Below are 20,400 nucleotides of genomic sequence, written 5' to 3'. Positions count from 1 at the left end.
CGGGCGTGAGAGAAGTATTCTTCACGACACCGCGAATGGGCGGTTGACGACGAACGCTATCTGGATAGCGCATCGTAATGCAGAATGAGTGCGTCGCTCTGCTCGCACTTCTCCGCTGGCTTTTCACCGGAATCCTTGCAAAATTCGTTCATTTTGGATGTCTCCCTCGGTCACACGGTCGCGATAGTAGTACCCGATGCCCGGCCTGAGCGGGTGTGCCGATTAGAAACGGCGAGCTAGGAAATATCATGATATAAGTCGAAACGGGAAAAGAGGCACAAAAACGTATCTCTTTCCGGCCCCTGACGTGCTCAAAATGTGTTACCGCAGAAAGAATGCGCGCGACGAAGAGCACTGATGCGACAACATTCCCGCGTGCCGGTTTTTGTCACACGCCTCTGCCGAACGAAAACTCCTTATAAATCGGGCGGATGGGCGATAAGCAAAGCTTCTGCAGAAAATATCATGATATTTTCTGGCGAGTGCGACCGGTTCGTGGGCATCCGCCACGAGGCAGTTTCCCGCTGGGTGGTGATTCGTTCAGTCTCGGCTACCGCTACGGCGTAGCCTTCCACATGCCTCGAAGTCACAAAGCGCTTCAGTTCTTCGCGTCGACCGGTTGCTGCCGATCCAGATCTCGTCGTTGCGACGGCACGCATCGACCAGAAACGCCCACCGACTATCGTACGTCCGCTCTCGGCGTCGCTCGCGGTTTCCGCGACGAAAGACCTATTGGCAGTCTTGTGATCTCCGGGTCTCGGTGCGCGAATCGATTCGACGATCGCTGATATTCCTCGAACGAGTTCGACTAGCATCGTGCCCGAGCGCCTTCCTCAAGGAAATCAACACTACCCTTCGGCGCACGCGAGGCTGGCTTCGAAGGCTGTTGCTAGCTAGGCGCAAGCGAAAAGCGAGCATCTGGCCAGTCTATTCAGTTTCGCAATATCGCCCAATGTTCCAATCAAATCAACATGTTGCATCGCTGTCGGCACGTCGCGGTAGTTTTCTCCGTGACGAAAAGTGAAACGTTGGAGGAGTGGTATTGAAGTCGCAAAGGGAGGCTGGGCGGTGAGGCGCCTGATTTCGCGTGTGTACCGACTAAAAGCTTTCTCTCAGTTATGCGCGGAGGTCCGTGAGCAACGTTAGTCGCGCCTTTACAAAGACGAACCCAGGGCCTTGGCGATTTGCGCCAAGGCCGGCGCCGCCGTTCGACCCCCCGGCGCAAGCGAAACATGACCACGTGGTTCACAAATTCAGTTTCGCAATATTCCGGACATTTCGCGTAAAAATCAACGACTTATATCGGTTGGTATCGACGAAAAAGTGAAGCTATCCGGACGCAACTTTTCCGTGATGCCAGTTAAATATTGCAGTGGGATATACAGCGAAAAGGCGGAAGGGTTTTGGCGGCGAAGCAGCTGCTTGCTGACTTGCCATGATAGTCCAGCTTGTCGATAACGCAATTCCTAGACTAGCGTGAAGTCTACGCGGACTTTCGGCGACGCACAAGCGCTTTCTGGGTTCTACGCTTTCGTAATGGGGCAGCGGACAATGGAAGCGGACTGTATCGAAAAGGTTATAGCCACCGCTGCAAAGCACGCTGCCCGCTCAACTCGACGCCCCGCATAACATTTTGATCGCGAAAAAGTTGAAAGACGATGTTTTTTATACGTCTTTCGCTAAAGCAACGAAAATATCTCTTAGATCGTCGCCACAAGTCGCTCATTCGCGCTTTGAATATGCGATCATCCAGATGCTGAACGAAAGGAGACCAAATGAAAACTTCAAAAAGGCCATATCGCTTGATAAGCCGTCGCAGTTGTTTATTGCTTGCGAGAACCTACCAAGAAGGACTCAACGAAGGGAAGTGGAAGACGCAACTCGGCGCGTTAAACACATTGCGCGTGAGTCAGGGAGATTTGTCGTTGGCATTGCAGCTTCAAGGTTTGCCCAATGAGGTTCTTGACCTATTTGATGACCGCATTGGAATCAGCAGCCACACCGTTCGAGTGATTCGCCACACAATCATTCATGATGGGATCAAAACGGTGCTCGCCCGTATCCGGCATAGCGGGGCGACCAATGCGAAGCATTCGAATAAGACAGTATTGAAGATTGTCAAAGGCCAAGCACTGAATTCCAAGGCAATGCTGCGCTGGTCCGGACAGGACCCCGTAAAGATCGCGGCCCGCGCGCTTGATTTGCCTAAAAACATCTCAGACCGCTATCACCTCGGGGTGACGAATGGAGAATGGGCAAGTTTCAGTGCATGTGCGAAGGCGCTCGGGATATCCAGACGGAATGTTAGCGTCGCCGTTTCGATCCGGGAGCTTCCCGACCCAGTTCGCCATCTGTTCTATGAGACGGACCTAACGTTTGCGGTTGGGAAGCGACTTCTCGCGCTGAAGGACGAACTGGGACTCGACGAGATGCTTGTGCGGGCACGCAGCGTGGAGTCCATGTTCGACGCGAGCGGCCGGACGGCAGCAAACATCCTCTCTGAGCTCAACGCGGAGAATATCCGCCCGTCGACTTTTACCCGTGTACGCATTAAGAAAGGAAGAGGCCGGAATCGGCTGGTGATCGAATGTAAAGATTCGGAGCTTCTCTGGAAGTACCGCGCTGAGATCGAGAAGTCGATCAGCAAAGTTCTGAAAAAGCGGATTACTGATGCCGAATTTGTTGAGGTGATGCGCGAATTTGGTGGCATCTTCAATAAAACTCTTCTCGCCCGCTTGCCCAGTACATTCGCGCCCCGTCCCTCCTGAAGATCACATTAAGCGATGCGTTGGGCGACGTGTCTCGCATGCTTCGGACGACAATCATCGATCTTGAGTGTCTGCCGATGATGGCCGCGACGATGCCCGATAGCCATCGGCCGGATCATCGCTCAACTATCGCGACCAGACGCTCATAACATCCCGGTCTGCTGAGCGTGTCAATGCATGGACGTCGGGGACGTCGGCTCATATTCCCTCCTCTGAATGGCGTTAGGAATGACGCAGTCAAGACACAGGGCTTATTTGCTCGAGTCCGCGGCGTGGGCACACGCTGCGGCCGTGGTGATAGCAGTGTTGCGAACGCCATTCACGTGCATCTGAGACGCAATATTCGGCATCGGTAGAAGACTGCGAGCCTACCGTTGGGCGATCGTTTTTACTCGCCGTTCCTGCCGGAACGCTATGCCGTGCTACGCCTGCTGAACCAAGGCGTAGAGAGATAGCCTATATCATGATATAGCCTGCGCAACCTTACAGAATTTCCCATGTATCTGATTGAAAAGACGTTTTTGGGTCACAACGGAGTGTGACAAAAAGTGGCACCAATGAAAATTGTCACACTTACGGTCCGCTCGACCTTTCTTCGTCCGTCTCAACCAGCATTCTGACGAGACGGAGGCACAACTCTGGGTCGGCAAAAAAATTCAGCAACTTATACGCGCGTGCATTCATGCGCTCGTACGCTAAGAAAGACTAGCGCCGCGGCGCGCGAAGGGAGCGCATGGCGGCCGCGTGCGGCTTTTTGCGCGCCGCTCGGTGATCCTATAGAAACCTCCAAACGACTCGAGGCGACTGCTGCTTTCGTTCGTGTCTTGTGTCGCTCGTAGTTGGGGCATGCGAAGGTAGTGACCCCGCCTGCCTGACGGGGCGCAAATCTTTCTTTCCGTATTTCCTGCAGGTCACGGGCCGCGCCTTGACTTTTTCTTGTCGCGGGCATGCTGGTTTTGTTCAAACCAGTTATCCGCCGCCATGCCGACAACGAAACGTCTGTGTCATCCGCCACCCGCACAACGAGCGCACAGCTCCGCTCCTAAGCAGCGTATCTCGCGCCTTATGCGAGCTCGAGCGCGCACGCGCGACCCGATGCGCGCGAAGCGCCCTCGCGCTGGTGGAGCGAAAGCATGCCTGCGATGAAACGGCAACCCACCGCAACGTCTGGAGCGTCGGAGCTGAAGCGACCTTCACGGTTCGCGGACGCCGAATTGGCGCACCTTGAAAGCATGATACGCCACCTGCTAAACGCGAATGCAGCGCCCATGCCGCTTTACCTTGACCGGTCTTACTGGCTCAGGCGGCTCGAGCGTTTAGAGAAAGAAACCTGCCTCGTTCCCGCGCAGTTGAAGCGATTAGGCGCTCTACGACACCTTCTGATGGCGGAAGCATTATGTCGCCGGGAATGTGCATAAATGTTCACGCACTGGAACGCGCCCTACACAACTTATCACGCAGCAATGGACCCAGGCGCCGCTTTTGATTGCGCGCGATTGCCGGTTCCATAACCAGGACGGCACGCAATCTTGGACGTCACGATGCCTCTCGCTCAATGTTTTTTGCTGGGTGCGAGCGAGCCAGGCCAACTTAGCAAAGCGTCGTCCATCAACCTGCAGCGCTCTGCGAAGACTGATTGGTGAACGCAACAAACCAACCGCGAGAAATGAATGAGAGATCCAACTCAGAAACGAGAAGCCGCATTCCATCCGTTTAACGATCGATTGCAAAGCGGTGCCGATCGCCCCACTCTTCCGCAAGAGCACGATTCAGTCTCAGGCGCGCGCCGTCGGCGGGTCTGCCGCTGGTTGCGCCGCCAGATCGCGCCCGTATTCGGCCGCGTGTGTGAGAGCCAAGTGCGCTTTCATGAAGACGTAACCCTCGAACATGCGCCGGGCACCGCAAACGCAACGACATTGGTCCATTGCCTCGCCGTCACGCATTTCGGTGTTTTCGTCGTCAACGACTACGATTGGAGGGGCGAGGTCAGGCCCGGGACCAACGAAGATGAGCTGTTGGTGATCGATGACTTGGGCGGGGTCACGGTGCACACGTCGCCTCTACGGCGCGCAAAGCCGGCACTGCGTTATCTACGGTCGGAGCTCTCTCAACACGATTGTCCGGTCGAGAGCATAGCCATATTTGCTGAGGCGGACTGTTGCCTTCATCCGACCGCACCGGACGGCGTTCTAGCGTTGTCCGATTTACATTATTTTTTGCGCACGAGATTGCTCAGCTTTCGCGCAACGCATGCACGTCATCTGGACGCAGCGCGACTTGATAGCCAGATAGCTCGGACATGCAGTCATGCCGGCGAAGCCTGTCACGCTGTCGATCACCGGGTAGTGCTAACCCGTCGTTTAAAAACAAGACGGTAACGCGACGAAGAACCGGAGCGGAAGTACAACGAAAGCGATATGGCGAAACAACGCCAAGGGTAGGGCAAGCGCAGCGTCGATCCAACTCGGGCAACACGCGGCCACAAGAGCGATCCGTACCTCTCGTTCCGGACAGAACTCGGCGCGGCTCCAAGCAAAACCGGAAAGACTGCGTTTTTTCGAAGCTTTCCGCCTCACGGAGAACGGCTGTCGGCCTATATTAATTCACCCACCGCGTTTTAACGCATCGACATGTCAGGCGAGCGGCTTCAGCTCGCCCGTCACCAGATCTTCATCTCTCTATTCTGGCGGAATTAAGAACACGCTTGCCCTCGCGAGCGCGTCCGACGTGTTTCCACCATTGTCGGTCGCGTTCTTGATGCCGATTAGTCGGACCGGACGTTTATCGACGGCAACGATTCGCGTGCCGCTCCACCTCCACTTTACTTCCATCGTGTCTGCGCTTGAGGGCCGATGGGCTTAGCTGATCGCGACGCGCATACCGCCGCCATCGTTGTTTTCAACCGTTGTAGTCCGCTTTCGGCATAACGCTGAAGGCATGCACATTTCAACCTAAGGAGGTTTTATGAAAGTCGCTGTATTGGAAGTCCGTTATGCAGGCGGTCTGGAGTTGACCGATCATGTCGTGGTGCAGACGTCATCTCGTCTGACCCTCTCGCCACGTCTGAGTGCGTTGCTCGACATCCTAGAGACGTCGGAGCGACAGATCAGTATGAGCGTCAAAGTAGACGGGGTCAGCTATCGAGTCGAACGCAAGCAGAACGGTGAATATGTCGTAGGCGCGAGGCTAAGCATTGGCGAGCGCTGCTTGTCCAGACTGCGACTCTTTGAAGCGCCGAGTGAGTCTCAACGGCGGCTTAATGGACAATTCGCCCACTTGTTGAGCGCCTGGGCGCTTATCGGTGCAGGCTATTTGGTCTACACGACGAAGACCTGGGACTTACGCGCAGTCATTGAAACAGTTTTGCTTTGCTTCACATCGGTGACGTTGTTCGTGATCGGGCACATTTGCTTTTCGGATGTTCATAGGCCCGATCGCTGACCGTGTAGTTCGGCATCGAGGGGCGGTTTCAAGCCGAAGTGCAACAGGGGTTAATGTTTAGCGCCTTGAGATTGGCTTGCTGAGGCGAGCGTGGCGGCGAAGACCTCGAACGGCGAATAGAACGCGTGGGTTGCGCGTGGCCGGTTGTTCAGGCTGTCGGCGATAGCATCGAGTTCGTCCTGGGTGTAGACCGAGAGGTCGGTTCCTTTGGGCAAGTATTGTCGCAGCAAACCGTTGGTGTTTTCACATGTGCCGCGTTGCCAGGGGCTATGGGGGTCACAGAAGTACACGCGCACGCCGGTGGCCGCGGCGAGTTCCTGGTGGCGCGTAAGTTCCTTGCCTTGGTCATAAGTGAAGCTCTGGCGCAGGGGTTCAGGAATCGAGTTGAGTTTGGCCGAGAAGCCCGCCAGAGCTGAGGCGGCGGTAGCATCGTCCATCTTGGCAAGCAGCACCAGCCGGCTGGTGCGCTCAACCAGCACGCCAACGGAGGATTGGTTCCCAGCGCCTTTTATGAAGTCGCCCTCCCAGTGACCAGGCAGCAGTCGGTCCTCGATTTCGGGCGGGCGTACGTGAATACTCACCATGTTGGGAATCTGCCCGCGTCGGTCTGTGCCGCGCGTGCGCGACATGCGGGTGTTGTGGCCGTGGCGCAGGCAGGCAATCAACTGGCGGCGCAATTCGCCACGCGGCTGAGCGTAGATAGCCGTGTAAATGGTTTCATGCGATACGTGCTGGGTGGGGTCGGTCGGATACATGCGCCTAAGTGTGCCCGATATCTGCTGGGGCGACCACTTCCAGTCCAGCAACGTGAGCACAATCCGCCAGCGAACGCCTTGCGTGCAAAGCTTGGCGGGGCCGCGACCAGCCCTACGGCGGGCGGCGCACAGCGCTATAGCTGGCACTGATGCGTAGCCAGCAGGAGAGCTGTTGCGCGTCAGTTCACGGCTCACGGTGGAAGGCGAGCGCCCGAGCATACGGGCCATGGCCCGTATGCTCACGTCCTGCATTCGTAGGCTTGCGATGGCGAGGCGTTCTTCAGGTTGAAGGTGCTGGTATGAAATAGTTTTGTCGGGCATTGCAACACCTTATACGAGATAAGTGTTGCACCTCACTTTTGAGGCCGCCAGGCCATTGGGTTCTCGAATCATCGATATAGGCCGTTTGATAGCCGACGCGCGCCGTCAGCGCGTCTGCAATTTTTCGTTGATTGCAAGCCGCGGCGTACGACGCGGCTTGCCCTAATCATGCAACGCGATATCCACCCTCAGGGCGCTGCACGGCCTGCAGAAGCAATGTCCGGAGGTGCGTAAGGCCCAGGCAAACTCCCGCTCGTTCCGAGGCACGCAGGTCAGTGAACCTAGCACAGGTCGCTAGCGTGGGTTGCCAATCACATTTATCGGGAACAGAAAAGCGGATGAATCTGAGACATTTCAGTACGCATGTTCGCGTATCCTAGTCGAATAGCCATCTTTTATTTTGAAGTACAAATCGAAAGACGCGAGTAAAAAATACATCAAATGGCCACTCATAGTAAACGGTGCCGCCCGAGCGCTCAGGAGAAAAAGTAATGGCTGCAAAGATGGGATCCGCAGTGGCAATGGAGGGGCGGGAAATCGTCGCGGATGAAATCGCCTCTCTTGCCGAAACGAAGGCGTTCAAATGTAAGCATTGCGGCGCTGCCGTATCCGACTTGCCGTCACACGCCCGGGAGAATAGAGGCAAGGCGCACTGGGTGAAAGGATATTTCCGCCTGCTTCCGAGAGGCGCACGAGAAGACGGATGTCTTTGATGTCTGCGATGAGGTTGAAGTGATTGCGCGTCGCTCGCTCGGTCTTTTGCAGGCGCTCGAGCAGGAATGCTATTGCTTCCGTCTCGTTGCGTTCAATGACATGCGCGATTTGACTGCTCTCCGGGCGCACGCAACGCTCGGGCAAGCGATCGACGCAACTCATCAGGGTGGTCCGCTTTTCTCACATGATCCACGAAGTTTTCTATCTGCATACCTGATCACTGCGAGGAGGGTTATTTCGCTTCGAGCCCTACGTGGAGGCGACGGCGTCTTGACGGATCGTCTTAAGCTGGTATTCAATGGGACGCCCTTGTGTTGGTACGACTTCTATTACGAGAAAGAGCGATTCCTTGGGGCCTATCGCTGGATCGGTCAAACATCGATTTCCTTTCCCATTGGCGACACGCCATAGGGCCTACTCATACGCGTTTGCATCGGAGCTCCGAAACGGCGTTTCGGAAGATCTTCGAGCGTCGCATGCCAATCTGGTTGTATGCAAAAACCCAGATTTCAACGATATGCGGACGAACAGCCGAAGCGTAACAGCGACCTGCGTCGCCAAAGCGTGAGCCATGTGACGATCTGATCGGTGTCAGTCTGCGATATCAGATTCGGGCGGGAATGGCGAAGGCCCGAGGCTGTCTACCGTCGCGTGGTGTAACGACGCTTCATACGTGCCTGCGCTGAGTCGACGGGCAGCCTCCCGCTATTTCGCTCCGTGCCAAGCGGAGACACCGAGGACCTTGAAGACGTCTGCGGTGTCGCCTGAAATCCAGCTTACCCTGGACCCTAAATGGCAAGGGGCGCGCGGCTCGCTTCCAAACGCGTCGATATATGACACGGACCGCAGCCTCGCGCATACACCGCGTGCTATTGAGAAGCGACCGTCGTGAACCCCGAAACCGACGCATTGGCACGTGTGCAGGCGCTTTGAAACTTCGATAAACGGGGAGGAGCGTATCAAGCGCTCGAACCGGTCAGTGCCTGACGCCAACCGCCGTTCTTAGACCCGCTCCTTTTCAACCAGAAGTACGGAATCAAGCAGGAGCGGAATCGGTCACCCGCAGGGAGCAACAGGCGGCGCAAAGCTTTTCCATCATTTACCAGTCATCTTTGCCCTTCTTTCCCGACCGATGATGGTGCGACGGAGCCGGTATCCGCTTCTCTCCATAGCAAGCGCCGCTGTGACCAACGCCCGTGTTAGAAAGCCACGCCTGCGGTTCGATTGGGTGATAGTGTCGGTATAGGGCGTCTCGCCGTATTCGACAGGTTGTGCAGGCATCGTTGGTCCTTTTGTCGAATTCGTCGCGCTCTCCTTGCAGTCAGAGACGATCGATGCAAAAGACGCGACGGTCTCACGCTGCGAGGGGGTTCCTGTCACGAGATCGTGTCGAGATCCTGCGATGGGCTGAAGCTTTTGCAGGGCGCCCGCATCCGACGAAACGTCGGATGCGCATCCGAACTGCCTCCGGTTATCGTCGAAAACGCCTGTTTCAGAGAGGATGAATGCGGGCTTAATGGAAGAAGGACTTGACTCAGCTTCTGAGTGAATGGCACCCGACATGACACGGGCGCCTGCCGTGACAGAGGTCGCAGCCGGCGCTATCTGGGCGGTCGGAACGCTGTTGCGCAGCGTGTCTTCGGCGAGGCGCCTTAGTAGCGACGCTCGTTGCCTTGGACTCGCGACGGCCGACACAGCGCGAAACAATCCCGGCGTGGCAAACTCGTCAATGGTTACCTTTACTATCAATGAAGTCGTCATTTGTTCATTCCATTGTTGGGCTTCTTCTCTCGCATCGAGGTTGCCTTGCCGGCCTCAGCGAAGAAAACGCCCGAATCGAAGGATGGGATTTGCCATAGCATGGATTTGTGGGTCGGGACCCTGAGGGCTGACGTTGCACTCCAAAGGCGCGCTTTGCGCCTGCGAGCACAAGGCTCTTCGGCCTTCCGTGGCTGATAGGCAATCCAGCCTCGACAGGTCAGATCCCACTGTACCGAGGCGCAGGCACATGCGAGCATGCGAAAGCTCTCGAAAAAGGGGTAGCTTTCGAGTTTCGTCCCTTCTTGCGGAGTGACCGTGATCGTCCAATGTTCGCCACGTGCCCGAAGCAGGACGTTAAAAAGAATAAGGTCGTAGGAAGCAACGCGGGTAGCTATCAGCACGACAGGCCTGCCGGTTATTGCGCGCATCCGTCGATGAGCCGCTTCCACGTGTTCACAAATCCTGCATGGCTTGTGTGAGCAACTGAGCAACCGCTCTCCGAAGCTATGCAACCGGCAAGCCGCGAGGTAGTGCCTAAAACGCGGGTGTTCGTGCTCAAGCAACTGCACGCAAAAATTGCGTCGCGCCAACACTACTAGCTGGGATTCGCAGGAGAGTTACATAGCAGCGACACAATGCGAAAGGGGACTTGGGGAGGCGGGTCATTGTCAGCGCAGTGCCGACTGAGAAGCGCGGTGTCCCATCCCGCGAGGAACCGGCAAGCGCATGGTCGCGGCTAATTAGCCCTGGTAACGCGAGTGGTCGGGCTTGAAGCGGCATCCGAGCCGATAACGCGAACCGGGATGGACGAAGCGTACGAACGTGACGGCGGCATCGCCCGACCATGTGCGGCGCACGAGCGTGAGACACGGCTCGTCGGGTGCCATTTCGAGCAACTCGGCTTCGGAACGCGTGGGCAGGCATGCATCGACGACGTGTTCGATCTCATGGGCTGGCACCGTCGCCGCGAGGTATTCGGAAGGGCGCAGGATCGTGAAGTCCTGTTCAAGAAACTCAGGCGCGACGGCAGGATTCACATAGCGGTCTTCAAGACGCACCGGCACGCCGTTCTCGCGATGCACGCAGATCAGGTGAAACACCGACGAACTCGGCGGCAGGCTCAGTGCGTTCGCTACGGCGGCGGGCGCGCTCTCGCGCTGCACGAGGATCGTCTCGGAAGTGTACTCGTGGCCGCGCGCACGGATTTCGTCGCCGATGTGGGCGATCATCAGCAGCGTGGACTGCGGCTTGGCCTCGGCGACGAACGTGCCGACGCCCGACAGGCGTGTGATCCAGCCCTCGGCCGTCAGTTCGCGCAGCGCGCGGTTGATGGTCATGCGCGACACGCCGAGCGAGTCGACAAGGCTCAGTTCCGAAGGGACGCGATCGCCCGGCCGCCACGTGCCCGCCTCGATCTTGCCGCGGATGTAAGTCTTCACCTGCGCGTAGCGGGCGAGCGGAGCGTCCGCCTCAGCACCGATATCGGCGGTTTCGAGGGTCTGGTGCGCCCGCTCGGCCGGCTTCGCATGCGGGGTCCCCGACATCGCGCCGCCTCCTCAGTGCCGCGCCGAGCGCACGCGCCCGAGCGTTTCGATGAAGAAATCGTTGTCGTCGCGACTGCCTGTCGAGACACGCACGCATCGCGCGAAGTCCGGCTCGCGCCACGCTTTCACGATCACGCCCGCGCGCATCAGGCGTTGCGCAAGCGCGTCCGCGTCTTCGCGCGCGTCGAAGAACAGGAAGTTGGCGAGCGACGGCGCGCAGGCGTAGCCCATCGCCGTGAGCGCGTCGCGCATGCGTTCGCGCTCGCGGATCGTGTGTTGCACGACGTCGGCGACATACGCCGTGTCCGACCATGCCGCGAGCGCCGCGCACTGCGCCAGACGGTTGATGTTGAACGGCGTGCGCACACGGTTCATGAGATCGGCGAGACGCGCATCTGACGCGACGCCGTAACCGATGCGCAAGCCCGCCAGCCCGTAGGCCTTCGAGAACGTGCGCAGCACGAGCCACGGCGAATGCGAGTGCTCAAGGGCCGGCAAGCTTGCCGCGTAGGACGGATCGACGCGCGCGTACTCGAAATACGCCTCGTCCCAGACGATCAGCGTGCCCGGCGCGACCGCCGAGAGCAGTCGCCCGAATTCGTCGCCCGAAAGCGCCGCGCCCACAGGGTTCGACGGATTGCTCACGAGCAGCATGCGCGTGCGCGGCGTGAGCGCTTCGCAAAGCGCATCGACATCGAAGCGCAGCTTGCGCATCGGCACGGCGCGCACGCGCGCGCCCGCGAGTTGCGGATAGATCACATGCAAGCCAAACGAGGGCGTAACAGTGACGACTTCATCGCCGGGCGAGAGAAACGTCTGCGCCGCCACCGCCAGCAGATCCTCTGATCCATTGCCGAACAGGATGCGCGCGGGCTCGACGTCGAGCGTCGCGCCGATCGCGTTGCGCAATGCACTGCACGACGAGTCCGGATAGCGCGCGACGCTTTCCTCGACCGCACGCTGCAACGCCTCTCGCACGAGCAGGCTCGCGCCGCAGGGATTCTCGTTGCTCGCGAGCTTGGCGACGCGCGACACGCCGAACTGTTCGCGCACGCGCTCCGCCGATGCGCCGGCATTGTAGGCGGGCAGATCGCGCACATCGGGACGCAGCGCCGCGATGAACGCATCAGTGGCGCTCATGCCGTTTCTCCTTCGCCGCCGCGCGACCAGAACGCGTTGCGGTCGAAATAGTTTTGTAGGAACTGGCGCAGACGCGGATCTCGGGCGTCGTGAAAGACTTCGCGGGGCTTGCCTTGCACGGCGATGCGTCCCTGATCGATGAACATCACCTTGTCCGCAACTTGCGCGGCGAAACCCATCTCGTGCGTGACGACGGCCATCGTCATGCCGTCGCGCGCGAGCTGCTTCATCACCTGCAGCACTTCGCCGACGAGTTCAGGATCGAGCGCGGAGGTCGGTTCGTCGAAGAGCATGATGTGCGGTTCCATCGCGAGCGCGCGCGCGATCGCCACGCGCTGCTGTTGCCCGCCCGAGAGCTTCGCCGGATAGGCGTCGCCCTTGTTCGCAAGGCCCACCGTCTCGAGCATCGCGTTGGCGCGCCGCTGTGCGTGCGCGCGCGGCAGGCGCTGCACGCGCAAGAGCGCCTCCATTACGTTTTCGAGCGCGGTCATGTGTGGCCACAGGTTGAACTGCTGGAACACCATGCCGATGTTGCGCCGCACGCGATTGATCTCGCCCTGTGACGCCCGCACGCGCCGGCCGTTCTTCTCGCCGTAGCCGAGCAGTTCGCCTTCGATGCGCACTTCGCCCGTGTCATACGTTTCGAGCGCGGCGAGGCAGCGCAAGAGCGTGCTCTTGCCCGAGCCAGACGGCCCTATGATGCAGACCACCTCCGAGCGTTCAATGTCGAGATCGACTCCGCGCAGGACTTCGACGTCGCCAAAGCGCTTGCCGAGATTGCGCACTTCGATCAGCGGCGAGGACGGCGCGCGCGGCTCGACGACGAAGGACGCGGAAGCGGGAAGGTCGATCATGGCATTCATCGGTTCACCTGGTGACGAGGGATAACAATCCACATGGTCCACATGTCAGACGAGAAAGCGCGTGAGCCGTGCCTCCGCCCAGAGTCCCGCGCGCGATGCGAGTTCGACGAGCAGCAGATAGCACACGCATAGCGCAAGCAGCGTCTCGACGAAGGCGAAGGTCGCCGAGCCGATGCCGGTCAAGACGAACGTGAGTTCGGGAACGGTCACGATCGACAGCACCGCGGTTTCCTTACTAAGCACGATGATCAAGTTGACGATGGCGGGCACGATCAGTACGAACATCTGAGGAATCTGGATGCGCAGGACGATCTGCCAGCGCGACATGCCAAGACACGACGCCGCTTCGAGATGTCCCGGCGGCACCGCGCGAAAGCCCGAGCGGAACGCTTCGGCGAAGTACGCGCTGCCGTAGAGTCCAAGCCCGAGGATGCCCGCAGTCAGCGGTTCGAGCGTCAGCCCGAACGACGGGCCGCCGTAGTACAGCAAAAAGAGCTGCACGAGAAACGGCGTGCCGCGAAAGAGTTCGATGTAGGCGCGCAGCACGGCACGCACCCAGCGTCCGCAAAAGAGTTGCAGCAGCGCGATGGCGAAGCCGATTGCGAGGCCGAGCACGACACCGGCGATCCACGTGCCGAGCGTCGTCGCAAGTCCCGCGCCGATGGCGGACAGGTTGTGCGTAATGACGGCGGGGTCGAACTGCTGCATGGCGTCGTCCTTAGGCGTGTTGCAGCCGCGCTTCGGTGGCGTGCGCGACGAGCGACAGCGCGCCGCAGATCAGGAAATAGATGAGCCCCGCCGCGACATACGCCTCCAGCGGCCGGTACGTGCTGGCCGCGATGTTCTGCGCGGTGCGCGTAACTTCGGCGATGCCGACCACCGAGATCAGCGACGACGCCTTGATGAGCAGCACCATCTCGTTCACGAGCGACGGCAGCGTCAGTCGGAACGCCTGCGGCACGAGGATGCGGCGCAGCGTGTCAAGCGGCGGCAGGCCGAGCATGCGCGCGGCTTCGATCTGGCCCGGCGGAATGCTGAGAAAGCCGCCGCGTAAAATCTCCGCAATGTACGACGCCGAACACAGCGACACCGTGCTGATTGCGGCGACGAGCGGCGGCACGTTGATGCCGGCGAACGGCAGCAGGTAGTAGACGAGCAGCAACTGCACGAGCATCGGCACGCCGCGAAAGAAGAATACGTACGCGCCGCCCGCCGCGCGCCAGGCCCGGCTCGGCGAGAGCCGCGCCGAGCACACGCCGATCGCCACGAAAAATCCGATCACGAGTCCGGCGAGCGAAATGCCGATGGTCGCGACCGCCGCCTGCAACAGCAGCGGGATGCCTTGCACGAAAACAGTCATGCTGAACATGGGGCCTCCGTGTTCGGACGCGTGATGCGCTGACTCAGTAGTTCGGCGTGGGCAGCGTCGGCGGGACCTGCATCGCGACGCCGAACCACTTCTTCTGCAGCGTGGCGAGGCGTCCGTCCTTGTCGAGCTTAAGGAGCGCGTTGTTGAACGCGTCGGCCAGCGGCTTGCTGTCCGCGTCCTTGCGCAGGCAATACGCGAAGTACACCTTCGCGCCGAACGGCGGCTGGACGACCGCGAACGTCTCCGGTCGCTGCTTTGCGACGTACGCGATGTTGGTCATCGAATTTGCCACTGCGACAATCCGGCCCGCCGCGAGGTCCGCGTAGGCCTGATTGTTATCAACGTATTCGCGGATTTCCGGCGGCTTCGGCAGCGTGGCCGCGTAGACCTTCAACTGATCGAGCTGCGCCGAACCCTTACCCGCGCCGACGGTCTTGCCCGCGACATCGGACGATTGCTTGAGGTTCGAATCGTTGGCACGCTTGAGGAAGGCGTCGGTGGCATCGGCGACGGGCAGCGTGTACGTATAGCGTTCCATACGCGCTTTCGTCACCGTGATCGGGCCGCCGACCATGTCGAACTTGCCCGCTTCAAGACCGGGCAGCACGCTCGGCCAGGGCAAGTCGATGAAGCGCACCTTCACGCCGATCTCCTTGCCGATCTCCGCGAAAAGATCCTTGTTGAAACCTGCTTGCTGGCCGTTTTCGAGAAAGTCGAACGGCGCGAACTGCATCTCCGTGCCGACCACGAGTTCGCCCGCCTTCTTCACCTTCGCGAGCTGATCTTCGGCATGCGCGCACACGCTCGCGGCGCACAGGGTCAACATCAGCACTCGACTTCTCCAGCCTGCAAGGATATTCATTAGAGTCTCCAGGTAGCAAAGCGGTCGTCGCGCGTGCGGCAGCCATTGGTCAGCGCGGTATGCGAGGCAGTATATACCGCGAAATTTCGATGACCAAAAAGAAATTCTTTGCAGATTCCTAGGCGCATGAGCGTGCCAGCAAGTCGCGGTCCGATTCGCTGCGTTGCAACTTGCGGCGTTGGAATTGGCGGTATATACAACCGGAGATGCGTGATGCCGTGCGCGAGTCTTTTCGCGTGACGGCGAGCCGAACACCCCCCTCGCCACGCCGCTCCAGGAGCCAGCCGATGCCGTCAGTCACCCGAATTCCCCTCATCGATTTCAGCGGCGTGCGCGAAGGCGACGCTGCCGCTCTCGTGCGCGTGGGCCACGAAATTCGCGAAGCCTGCACGACCATCGGCTTCTTCTACATCGTTAATCATGGTGTGCCGCAGGATGTGATCGACGCAGCCGAAGCCGCCGCGCGCAAGTTCTTTGCGTTTCCCGTCGAAACGAAGCGGCGCGCAGCGGTGAATCAACGGCATCGCGGCTTCAATTCGCTCGGTGACGCAACCATGTATCAGGCAAAGCGCCCTGACTATAAGGAGTTCTACAGCATCGGCCTCGAACTGCCCGAGGACGATCCCGACGTGCTCGCGGGCCAGGCGCTGCGCGGCCCGAACAACTGGCCTGACTTCATGCCCGAGCTGAGGCCGGCGCTCTATGGGTATTACGAGGCGATCGGCGAGTGCGGCAGTCATCTGCTGCGGGCTGTGGCGTCAAGTCTCGACATCGACGAGCATTTTTTCGCCTCGCGCTACACGAAGCGCATGCAGCGCACGCAAATGGTCTATTACCCACCGCAGCCGCGCCAATCCGACGAGGATCAATTCGGCGTCGCGCCTCATACGGACTACGGCTGCATCACGCTGCTTTGGCAGGACCAGGTGGGCGGTCTGCAAGTGCGTGAAATCGCGAACGACACCTGGATCGACGCGCCGCCAATTCCGGGCAGCTTCGTCGTCAATGTCGGCGATCTGCTCGCGCGCTGGACCAACGACCGGTTCCGCTCGACGTTGCATCGCGTGATCAATGCGTCGGGCCAGCAGCGCTACTCGATCGCGACTTTCTACGATCCGACCTACGGCGCCATCGTCGATCCGGCCGAGCTTGGCACACCGGCGAGCGAGGTGCGTCATGCGCCGGTAGCGGCAGGCGATTACATCCTCGGGCGCATCAACGATTCAATGGGCTATCGCAAGAAACGCGCAGCTGAGCAGCAGGGCACAGCCGCATGAGCGCGCCGCTCGACGCCACCATCACCGCGTTGCGCGAGGCCCTGGGCAACGACCGCGTGCGCGTGGGCGAAGCCATCGGGCAACGCTCGATGACCGACTGGACCGGCCACGCGCCCGCGCGACCCGCGGCGCTCGTGCTGCCGCGCTCGACCGAAGAGGTGTCGCGCGCGCTCGCGATCTGCAACGAAGCGCGCCAGAGCGTCGTGCCGCAAGGCGGCATGACGGGGCTCGCGGGCGGCGCAATCGCGCGTGCGGCTGACATCGCGATTTCGCTCGAACGGCTCGTTGGAATCGAGGAAATCGACGCGGCATCGGCGACGATGACCGTGCTCGCCGGCACCACCTTGCAGAGCGCGCAGGAAGCCGCGGCGGCGGAGGGCTTCGAACTCGGACTCGACCTCGGCGCGCGCGGCTCGTGTCAGATCGGCGGCAACCTCGCGACAAACGCGGGCGGCAATCGTGTCATCCAGTCGGGCACCGCGCGCGAACAGGTGCTCGGCCTCGAAGCCGTGCTCGCGAACGGCGCCGTGCTCAGTTCGATGAACAAGATGATCAAGAACAACACGGGCTATGACCTGAAACAGCTTTTCGTCGGCTCGGAGGGCACGCTCGGCGTTATCACGCGCGCAGTGTTGCGGCTGCATCCGCCGCGCGCGGGGCGTCACACGGCACTCGTCGCGCTCGATGGCTACGATCAGGTCGTCGCGCTGTTGCGTGCGCTCTCGGCACGCTTCGGCAACGATATCGGCGCGTTCGAAATCATGTGGCCGGACTTCTTCGACTTCGGCGTTTCGCTCACACCCTCGGCGCGCTCGCCGTTTGCCGCGGCGCATTCGCTTTACGCGCTGATCGAACACGCGGGCTTCGATGCCGACCGCGACGGCGAGCGCTTCGCTGCCGCGCTCGCCGAGGCCTTGGACGCCGGCGCGGTGCGCGATGCGATCGTCGCGCAATCGGTGGCGGATGCGCGTGCGCTGTGGCAAGTTCGCGAGTGCACTGCGGAATTTCCGGCACGGCTCGATCCGATCAATTTCGACGTCAGCTTGCCGGTCGGCTCAATCGGCCAATTCGTGGACGAATGCCGCGCCGCGCTCGATGCGCGCTGGCCGTCGAACCGCTCGTACTACTTCGGCCATATTGGCGATTCGAACCTGCACGTGACCGTGGACGGACATTCGGTGCCGGGCGTGCTGCATCATGAGGTCTACGCGTTCGTCTACGACATGGTCGTGCCGTATCGCGGATCGGTCTCGGCGGAGCATGGCATCGGGTTGCTCAAGCGCGAGTTCCTGCCGCTCTCGCGTTCGCCCGAGGAGATCGCGGCCATGACCGCGATCAAACGCGCGCTCGACCCGAACGGCATCTTGAACCCCGGCAAGTTGATCTAGCGTGTCAGCGCTTCAACCAGAACTCGCGCTACACCTGCAGCACTTTCTCTTCGACGTCCGCGGCCGGGTGGGCTCGAATCCATCGTGCGGCAATTTCGCGATCTCGCCCAAGCTGTTGAGCGGTATCCACGAGCACGTAAAGAACATTAGACGAAATGGACTACGCGAACGTGGGATCGTCGAGCTCGCCTGAACACTCTTTAGCCTTGATGTCGAAAAGCGAGCACGGCAAGGTCGTTCTGGTGAGCAGCCGCAAAGCATCGCGTAGGGGCCCCCGAGTTGGACAAGACCCGCAGGCCGCACTTGAAGCCCGGGCGCGAAGACGAGTTTGACTTAAAGGAAACTGGCGTATTACCGTAGGGCTGCTATCGGATGATTGCAGCGGGAACGAAATTCCGACAAGCGAGGCACCGCATGATGCATGCCGAAGAAGCCGTTAGAGGCTCGTCGTCCGGACCGCTCCGCGGATACGCTCGTGGCGGATGCTGTGTGCAAGGCGCAGCAGGAAGCGCTGATCAGGCGTGTTCGAAAACTGGCTACCGTAACGGAAAACACGAGCTAAGGGGTAAAACGATCAAGACGTAATTCCAAGAGTGGAAGTCAATTGCCTTGTAACGGAGCGACGTACGGCTGTGGTTTGTCGAGAAGCATGGGACAGTCGCCAGTGCTCCGGGTCCAGCACCGCGACTTGTTCCCCACAGCTGGCAGTCTTTTTCACCGCTGCGCATTGAGGGTACGCTCCGGCACCTTCGCAAGCAGGATATTCAGCCCTTCGGAGATCAACGGATGCGCAATGATCGCATCGCGCACCGCTGTATAAGGCAATCTCCCAAGCATCGCCATATGCACCGTGGCGACTACGTCGCCGGCATTGGCGCCCAGCATCGCGAAGCCAAGGATAGCGTTTGACTGCGCGTCGATCAGGATCTTCATAAAGCCCTTGGTCGCGCCGTTCGTCCGCGCCCGTGGCACCGCCGCCATCGGCAGCTTCGCAATACGCACCGGGATGCCGCGCGCCTTCGCGTCGACTTCGCTCAAACCGATACGACCGAGTTCCGGCTCGATAAATAGCGCATACGGGATGATTCTGCCGCGCGTGGTTTTCGCAATTCCCCCAACGAGTTGCGAGCGCAGAACGCAGTAGTCGTCAAACGATGCATGCGTGAACATCGGTGTCCCTGCCACCTCGCCGATCGTCCATGTGCGCCCTGCTGGGGGTCCGCAGACGTTCATCCGTTTTGATGCAGCCGCGCGCGTCCATTTCCACGCCGGCGGCCTCGAGGCCGGTACCGGATGTGACAGGGGTGCGGCCTGCCGCGACCAGAAGGTCTACCGCTCTCCATGCTGCCGTTCTGCGATACAAGTGTCACTGACTCACCCGACTTGCCCGTCACGCGGGCGGGCCTCACGCCGGTTCTGACATCGATGCCTTCCTCTTTCAGCGCTGTTTCTATTGCCTCGGTGACGTCCTCCTCTTCACGCATCGCCACGCGTGGCGCGTCCTGTATCAGTGTGACCTTGCTGCCGAGCTCACCGAATGCTTGCGCCATTTCGAGCCCGATATATCCACCACCGAGAACGATCAGGCTCTCGGGCAAGGTCGTCAGCACCAGCGCTTCGACGTGGGTCAGCGGCGCGGCGGCCTTCAACACGGACACGTCGGGAAATCGCCGCGGCGGCCTTCAACACGGACACGTCGGGAAATCGCCGCCGTCGTGCCCGTGTTGATGAAAGCATGCTTACCTTCGATTATTCGCAGACTGCCATCATTTGTTTAACGGCGAGCCGGCGGGGGCGACGAAGCGGCCCGTGCCCAACACAAGTTCCAGGCCGGCGTCACGAAAGGCGTTGCGATTGATTTTCACCATTATGCTTCACGTCGCATGGCGCGCCGCGCACGTCCTATTCGACGTGTGGCGGAGCGGGTTTGGATGGCTCCAACCAACTAAACCGACCAAAACTCGGGCGCCGCGTCGTCGGACCGCTAAGCGTCTTCCGTGCGATCCGATGAGCGATACGGGACTAAATCACCGCGCCGATCAACCTCTAGCTTGAGTAAAGCGCAAAAACGAAGCAGTGCCTCCGTAGTTACCGTCTTGTCGTCGAGTTTGATAGCATTGTAATTTGACTGAACTCGAGCTTCCGTGAACGGCCGCGGGATGGATCCGGTTGCGTTTGATCGGGCGCGTGTCGAGGG

General features: G+C 59.9%; 13 protein-coding genes and 1 pseudogene. 4 read left to right on the top strand and 10 right to left on the bottom strand.

Annotated features, from left to right (window positions below):
- Positions 1 to 1,775 precede the first annotated feature (1,775 nt).
- Together NCT32_RS10590 and NCT32_RS10585 are read left to right on the top strand one after the other, a co-directional pair.
- Positions 1,776 to 2,768 carry a hypothetical protein gene (locus tag NCT32_RS10590; protein WP_250490195.1) on the top strand — a complete coding sequence of 331 codons (993 nt, stop codon included), beginning with the start codon at positions 1,776 to 1,778 and terminating at the stop codon, positions 2,766 to 2,768.
- 2,964 nt (positions 2,769 to 5,732) lie between these two features.
- Positions 5,733 to 6,209 (top strand): hypothetical protein, encoded by a 477-nt coding sequence (locus tag NCT32_RS10585; RefSeq protein WP_250490194.1) that lies wholly within the window; start codon positions 5,733 to 5,735, stop codon positions 6,207 to 6,209.
- A 50-nt stretch (positions 6,210 to 6,259) separates the two neighbouring features.
- On the opposite strand, the gene NCT32_RS10580 is transcribed toward NCT32_RS10585, so the two are convergent.
- From NCT32_RS10580 to NCT32_RS10540, 9 genes are all read right to left on the bottom strand, one after another.
- Positions 6,260 to 7,270 carry an IS30 family transposase gene (locus NCT32_RS10580; protein WP_409241528.1) on the bottom strand — a complete coding sequence of 337 codons (1,011 nt, stop codon included), beginning with the start codon at positions 7,268 to 7,270 and terminating at the stop codon, positions 6,260 to 6,262.
- Between the two features lie 594 nt (positions 7,271 to 7,864).
- Positions 7,865 to 8,161, bottom strand: coding sequence for a hypothetical protein (locus NCT32_RS10575; protein ID WP_250490193.1), 297 nt, complete (start codon positions 8,159 to 8,161; stop codon positions 7,865 to 7,867).
- A gap of 933 nt (positions 8,162 to 9,094) precedes the next feature.
- Positions 9,095 to 9,760, bottom strand: a complete 666-nt coding sequence (locus NCT32_RS10570) for a hypothetical protein (protein WP_250490192.1) — start codon at positions 9,758 to 9,760, stop codon at positions 9,095 to 9,097.
- Between the two features lie 740 nt (positions 9,761 to 10,500).
- Positions 10,501 to 11,304, bottom strand: a complete 804-nt coding sequence (hutC, locus tag NCT32_RS10565) for a histidine utilization repressor (protein ID WP_250490191.1) — start codon at positions 11,302 to 11,304, stop codon at positions 10,501 to 10,503.
- Positions 11,305 to 11,316: 12 nt separating this feature from the next.
- Entirely contained in the window at positions 11,317 to 12,444 is a 1,128-nt protein-coding gene (gene hisC, locus NCT32_RS10560) for a histidinol-phosphate transaminase (protein ID WP_250490190.1), read from the bottom strand.
- Positions 12,441 to 13,307, bottom strand: coding sequence for an amino acid ABC transporter ATP-binding protein (locus NCT32_RS10555; protein WP_284508511.1), 867 nt, complete (start codon positions 13,305 to 13,307; stop codon positions 12,441 to 12,443). Before NCT32_RS10555 ends, hisC begins: the two co-directional genes overlap by 4 nt.
- A 45-nt stretch (positions 13,308 to 13,352) precedes the next feature.
- Positions 13,353 to 14,015 carry an amino acid ABC transporter permease gene (locus NCT32_RS10550; RefSeq protein WP_250476973.1) on the bottom strand — a complete coding sequence of 221 codons (663 nt, stop codon included), beginning with the start codon at positions 14,013 to 14,015 and terminating at the stop codon, positions 13,353 to 13,355.
- A gap of 10 nt (positions 14,016 to 14,025) precedes the next feature.
- Positions 14,026 to 14,676: an amino acid ABC transporter permease gene (locus NCT32_RS10545; protein ID WP_250490189.1), complete on the bottom strand. Its 651-nt coding sequence runs from the start codon at positions 14,674 to 14,676 to the stop codon at positions 14,026 to 14,028.
- Between the two features lie 34 nt (positions 14,677 to 14,710).
- A complete protein-coding gene (locus tag NCT32_RS10540) occupies positions 14,711 to 15,538 on the bottom strand; it encodes a transporter substrate-binding domain-containing protein (protein ID WP_250476972.1) in 828 nt (275 codons plus the stop codon).
- Between the two features lie 287 nt (positions 15,539 to 15,825).
- Here NCT32_RS10540 and NCT32_RS10535 point away from each other — a divergent pair, with 287 nt between their 5' ends.
- A complete protein-coding gene (locus NCT32_RS10535; RefSeq protein ID WP_250490188.1) occupies positions 15,826 to 16,815 on the top strand; it encodes an isopenicillin N synthase family oxygenase in 990 nt (329 codons plus the stop codon).
- The gene (locus NCT32_RS10530) at positions 16,812 to 18,203 is read left to right on the top strand and encodes an FAD-binding oxidoreductase (RefSeq protein ID WP_250490187.1); all 1,392 of its coding nucleotides are present in this window, start codon (positions 16,812 to 16,814) and stop codon (positions 18,201 to 18,203) included. Before NCT32_RS10535 ends, NCT32_RS10530 begins: the two co-directional genes overlap by 4 nt.
- A gap of 714 nt (positions 18,204 to 18,917) precedes the next feature.
- Here NCT32_RS10530 and NCT32_RS10525 read toward each other — a convergent pair.
- A pseudogene (locus NCT32_RS10525) lies at positions 18,918 to 20,071 on the bottom strand (FAD-dependent oxidoreductase); the annotation flags it as partial.
- Positions 20,072 to 20,400 lie beyond the last annotated feature (329 nt).

Source organism: Caballeronia sp. INML2 (genome assembly GCF_023631365.1).
Classification (GTDB): domain Bacteria; phylum Pseudomonadota; class Gammaproteobacteria; order Burkholderiales; family Burkholderiaceae; genus Caballeronia; species Caballeronia turbans.
The sequence above is the reverse complement of the archived record's forward strand: the minus strand, read 5'-3'. Positions and strand labels throughout refer to the sequence as shown.

Coding starts and splice junctions, on each gene's coding strand:
- NCT32_RS10555 (WP_284508511.1), bottom strand. CDS start 13,307: ATGAATGCCATGATCGACCTTCCCGCTTCCGCGTCCTTCGTCGTCGAG.
- NCT32_RS10575 (WP_250490193.1), bottom strand. CDS start 8,161: ATGAGTTGCGTCGATCGCTTGCCCGAGCGTTGCGTGCGCCCGGAGAGC.
- NCT32_RS10535 (WP_250490188.1), top strand. CDS start 15,826: ATGCCGTCAGTCACCCGAATTCCCCTCATCGATTTCAGCGGCGTGCGC.
- hutC (WP_250490191.1), bottom strand. CDS start 11,304: ATGTCGGGGACCCCGCATGCGAAGCCGGCCGAGCGGGCGCACCAGACC.
- NCT32_RS10530 (WP_250490187.1), top strand. CDS start 16,812: ATGAGCGCGCCGCTCGACGCCACCATCACCGCGTTGCGCGAGGCCCTG.
- hisC (WP_250490190.1), bottom strand. CDS start 12,444: ATGAGCGCCACTGATGCGTTCATCGCGGCGCTGCGTCCCGATGTGCGC.
- NCT32_RS10540 (WP_250476972.1), bottom strand. CDS start 15,538: ATGAATATCCTTGCAGGCTGGAGAAGTCGAGTGCTGATGTTGACCCTG.
- NCT32_RS10545 (WP_250490189.1), bottom strand. CDS start 14,676: ATGTTCAGCATGACTGTTTTCGTGCAAGGCATCCCGCTGCTGTTGCAG.
- NCT32_RS10550 (WP_250476973.1), bottom strand. CDS start 14,015: ATGCAGCAGTTCGACCCCGCCGTCATTACGCACAACCTGTCCGCCATC.
- NCT32_RS10570 (WP_250490192.1), bottom strand. CDS start 9,760: ATGACGACTTCATTGATAGTAAAGGTAACCATTGACGAGTTTGCCACG.
- NCT32_RS10590 (WP_250490195.1), top strand. CDS start 1,776: ATGAAAACTTCAAAAAGGCCATATCGCTTGATAAGCCGTCGCAGTTGT.
- NCT32_RS10585 (WP_250490194.1), top strand. CDS start 5,733: ATGAAAGTCGCTGTATTGGAAGTCCGTTATGCAGGCGGTCTGGAGTTG.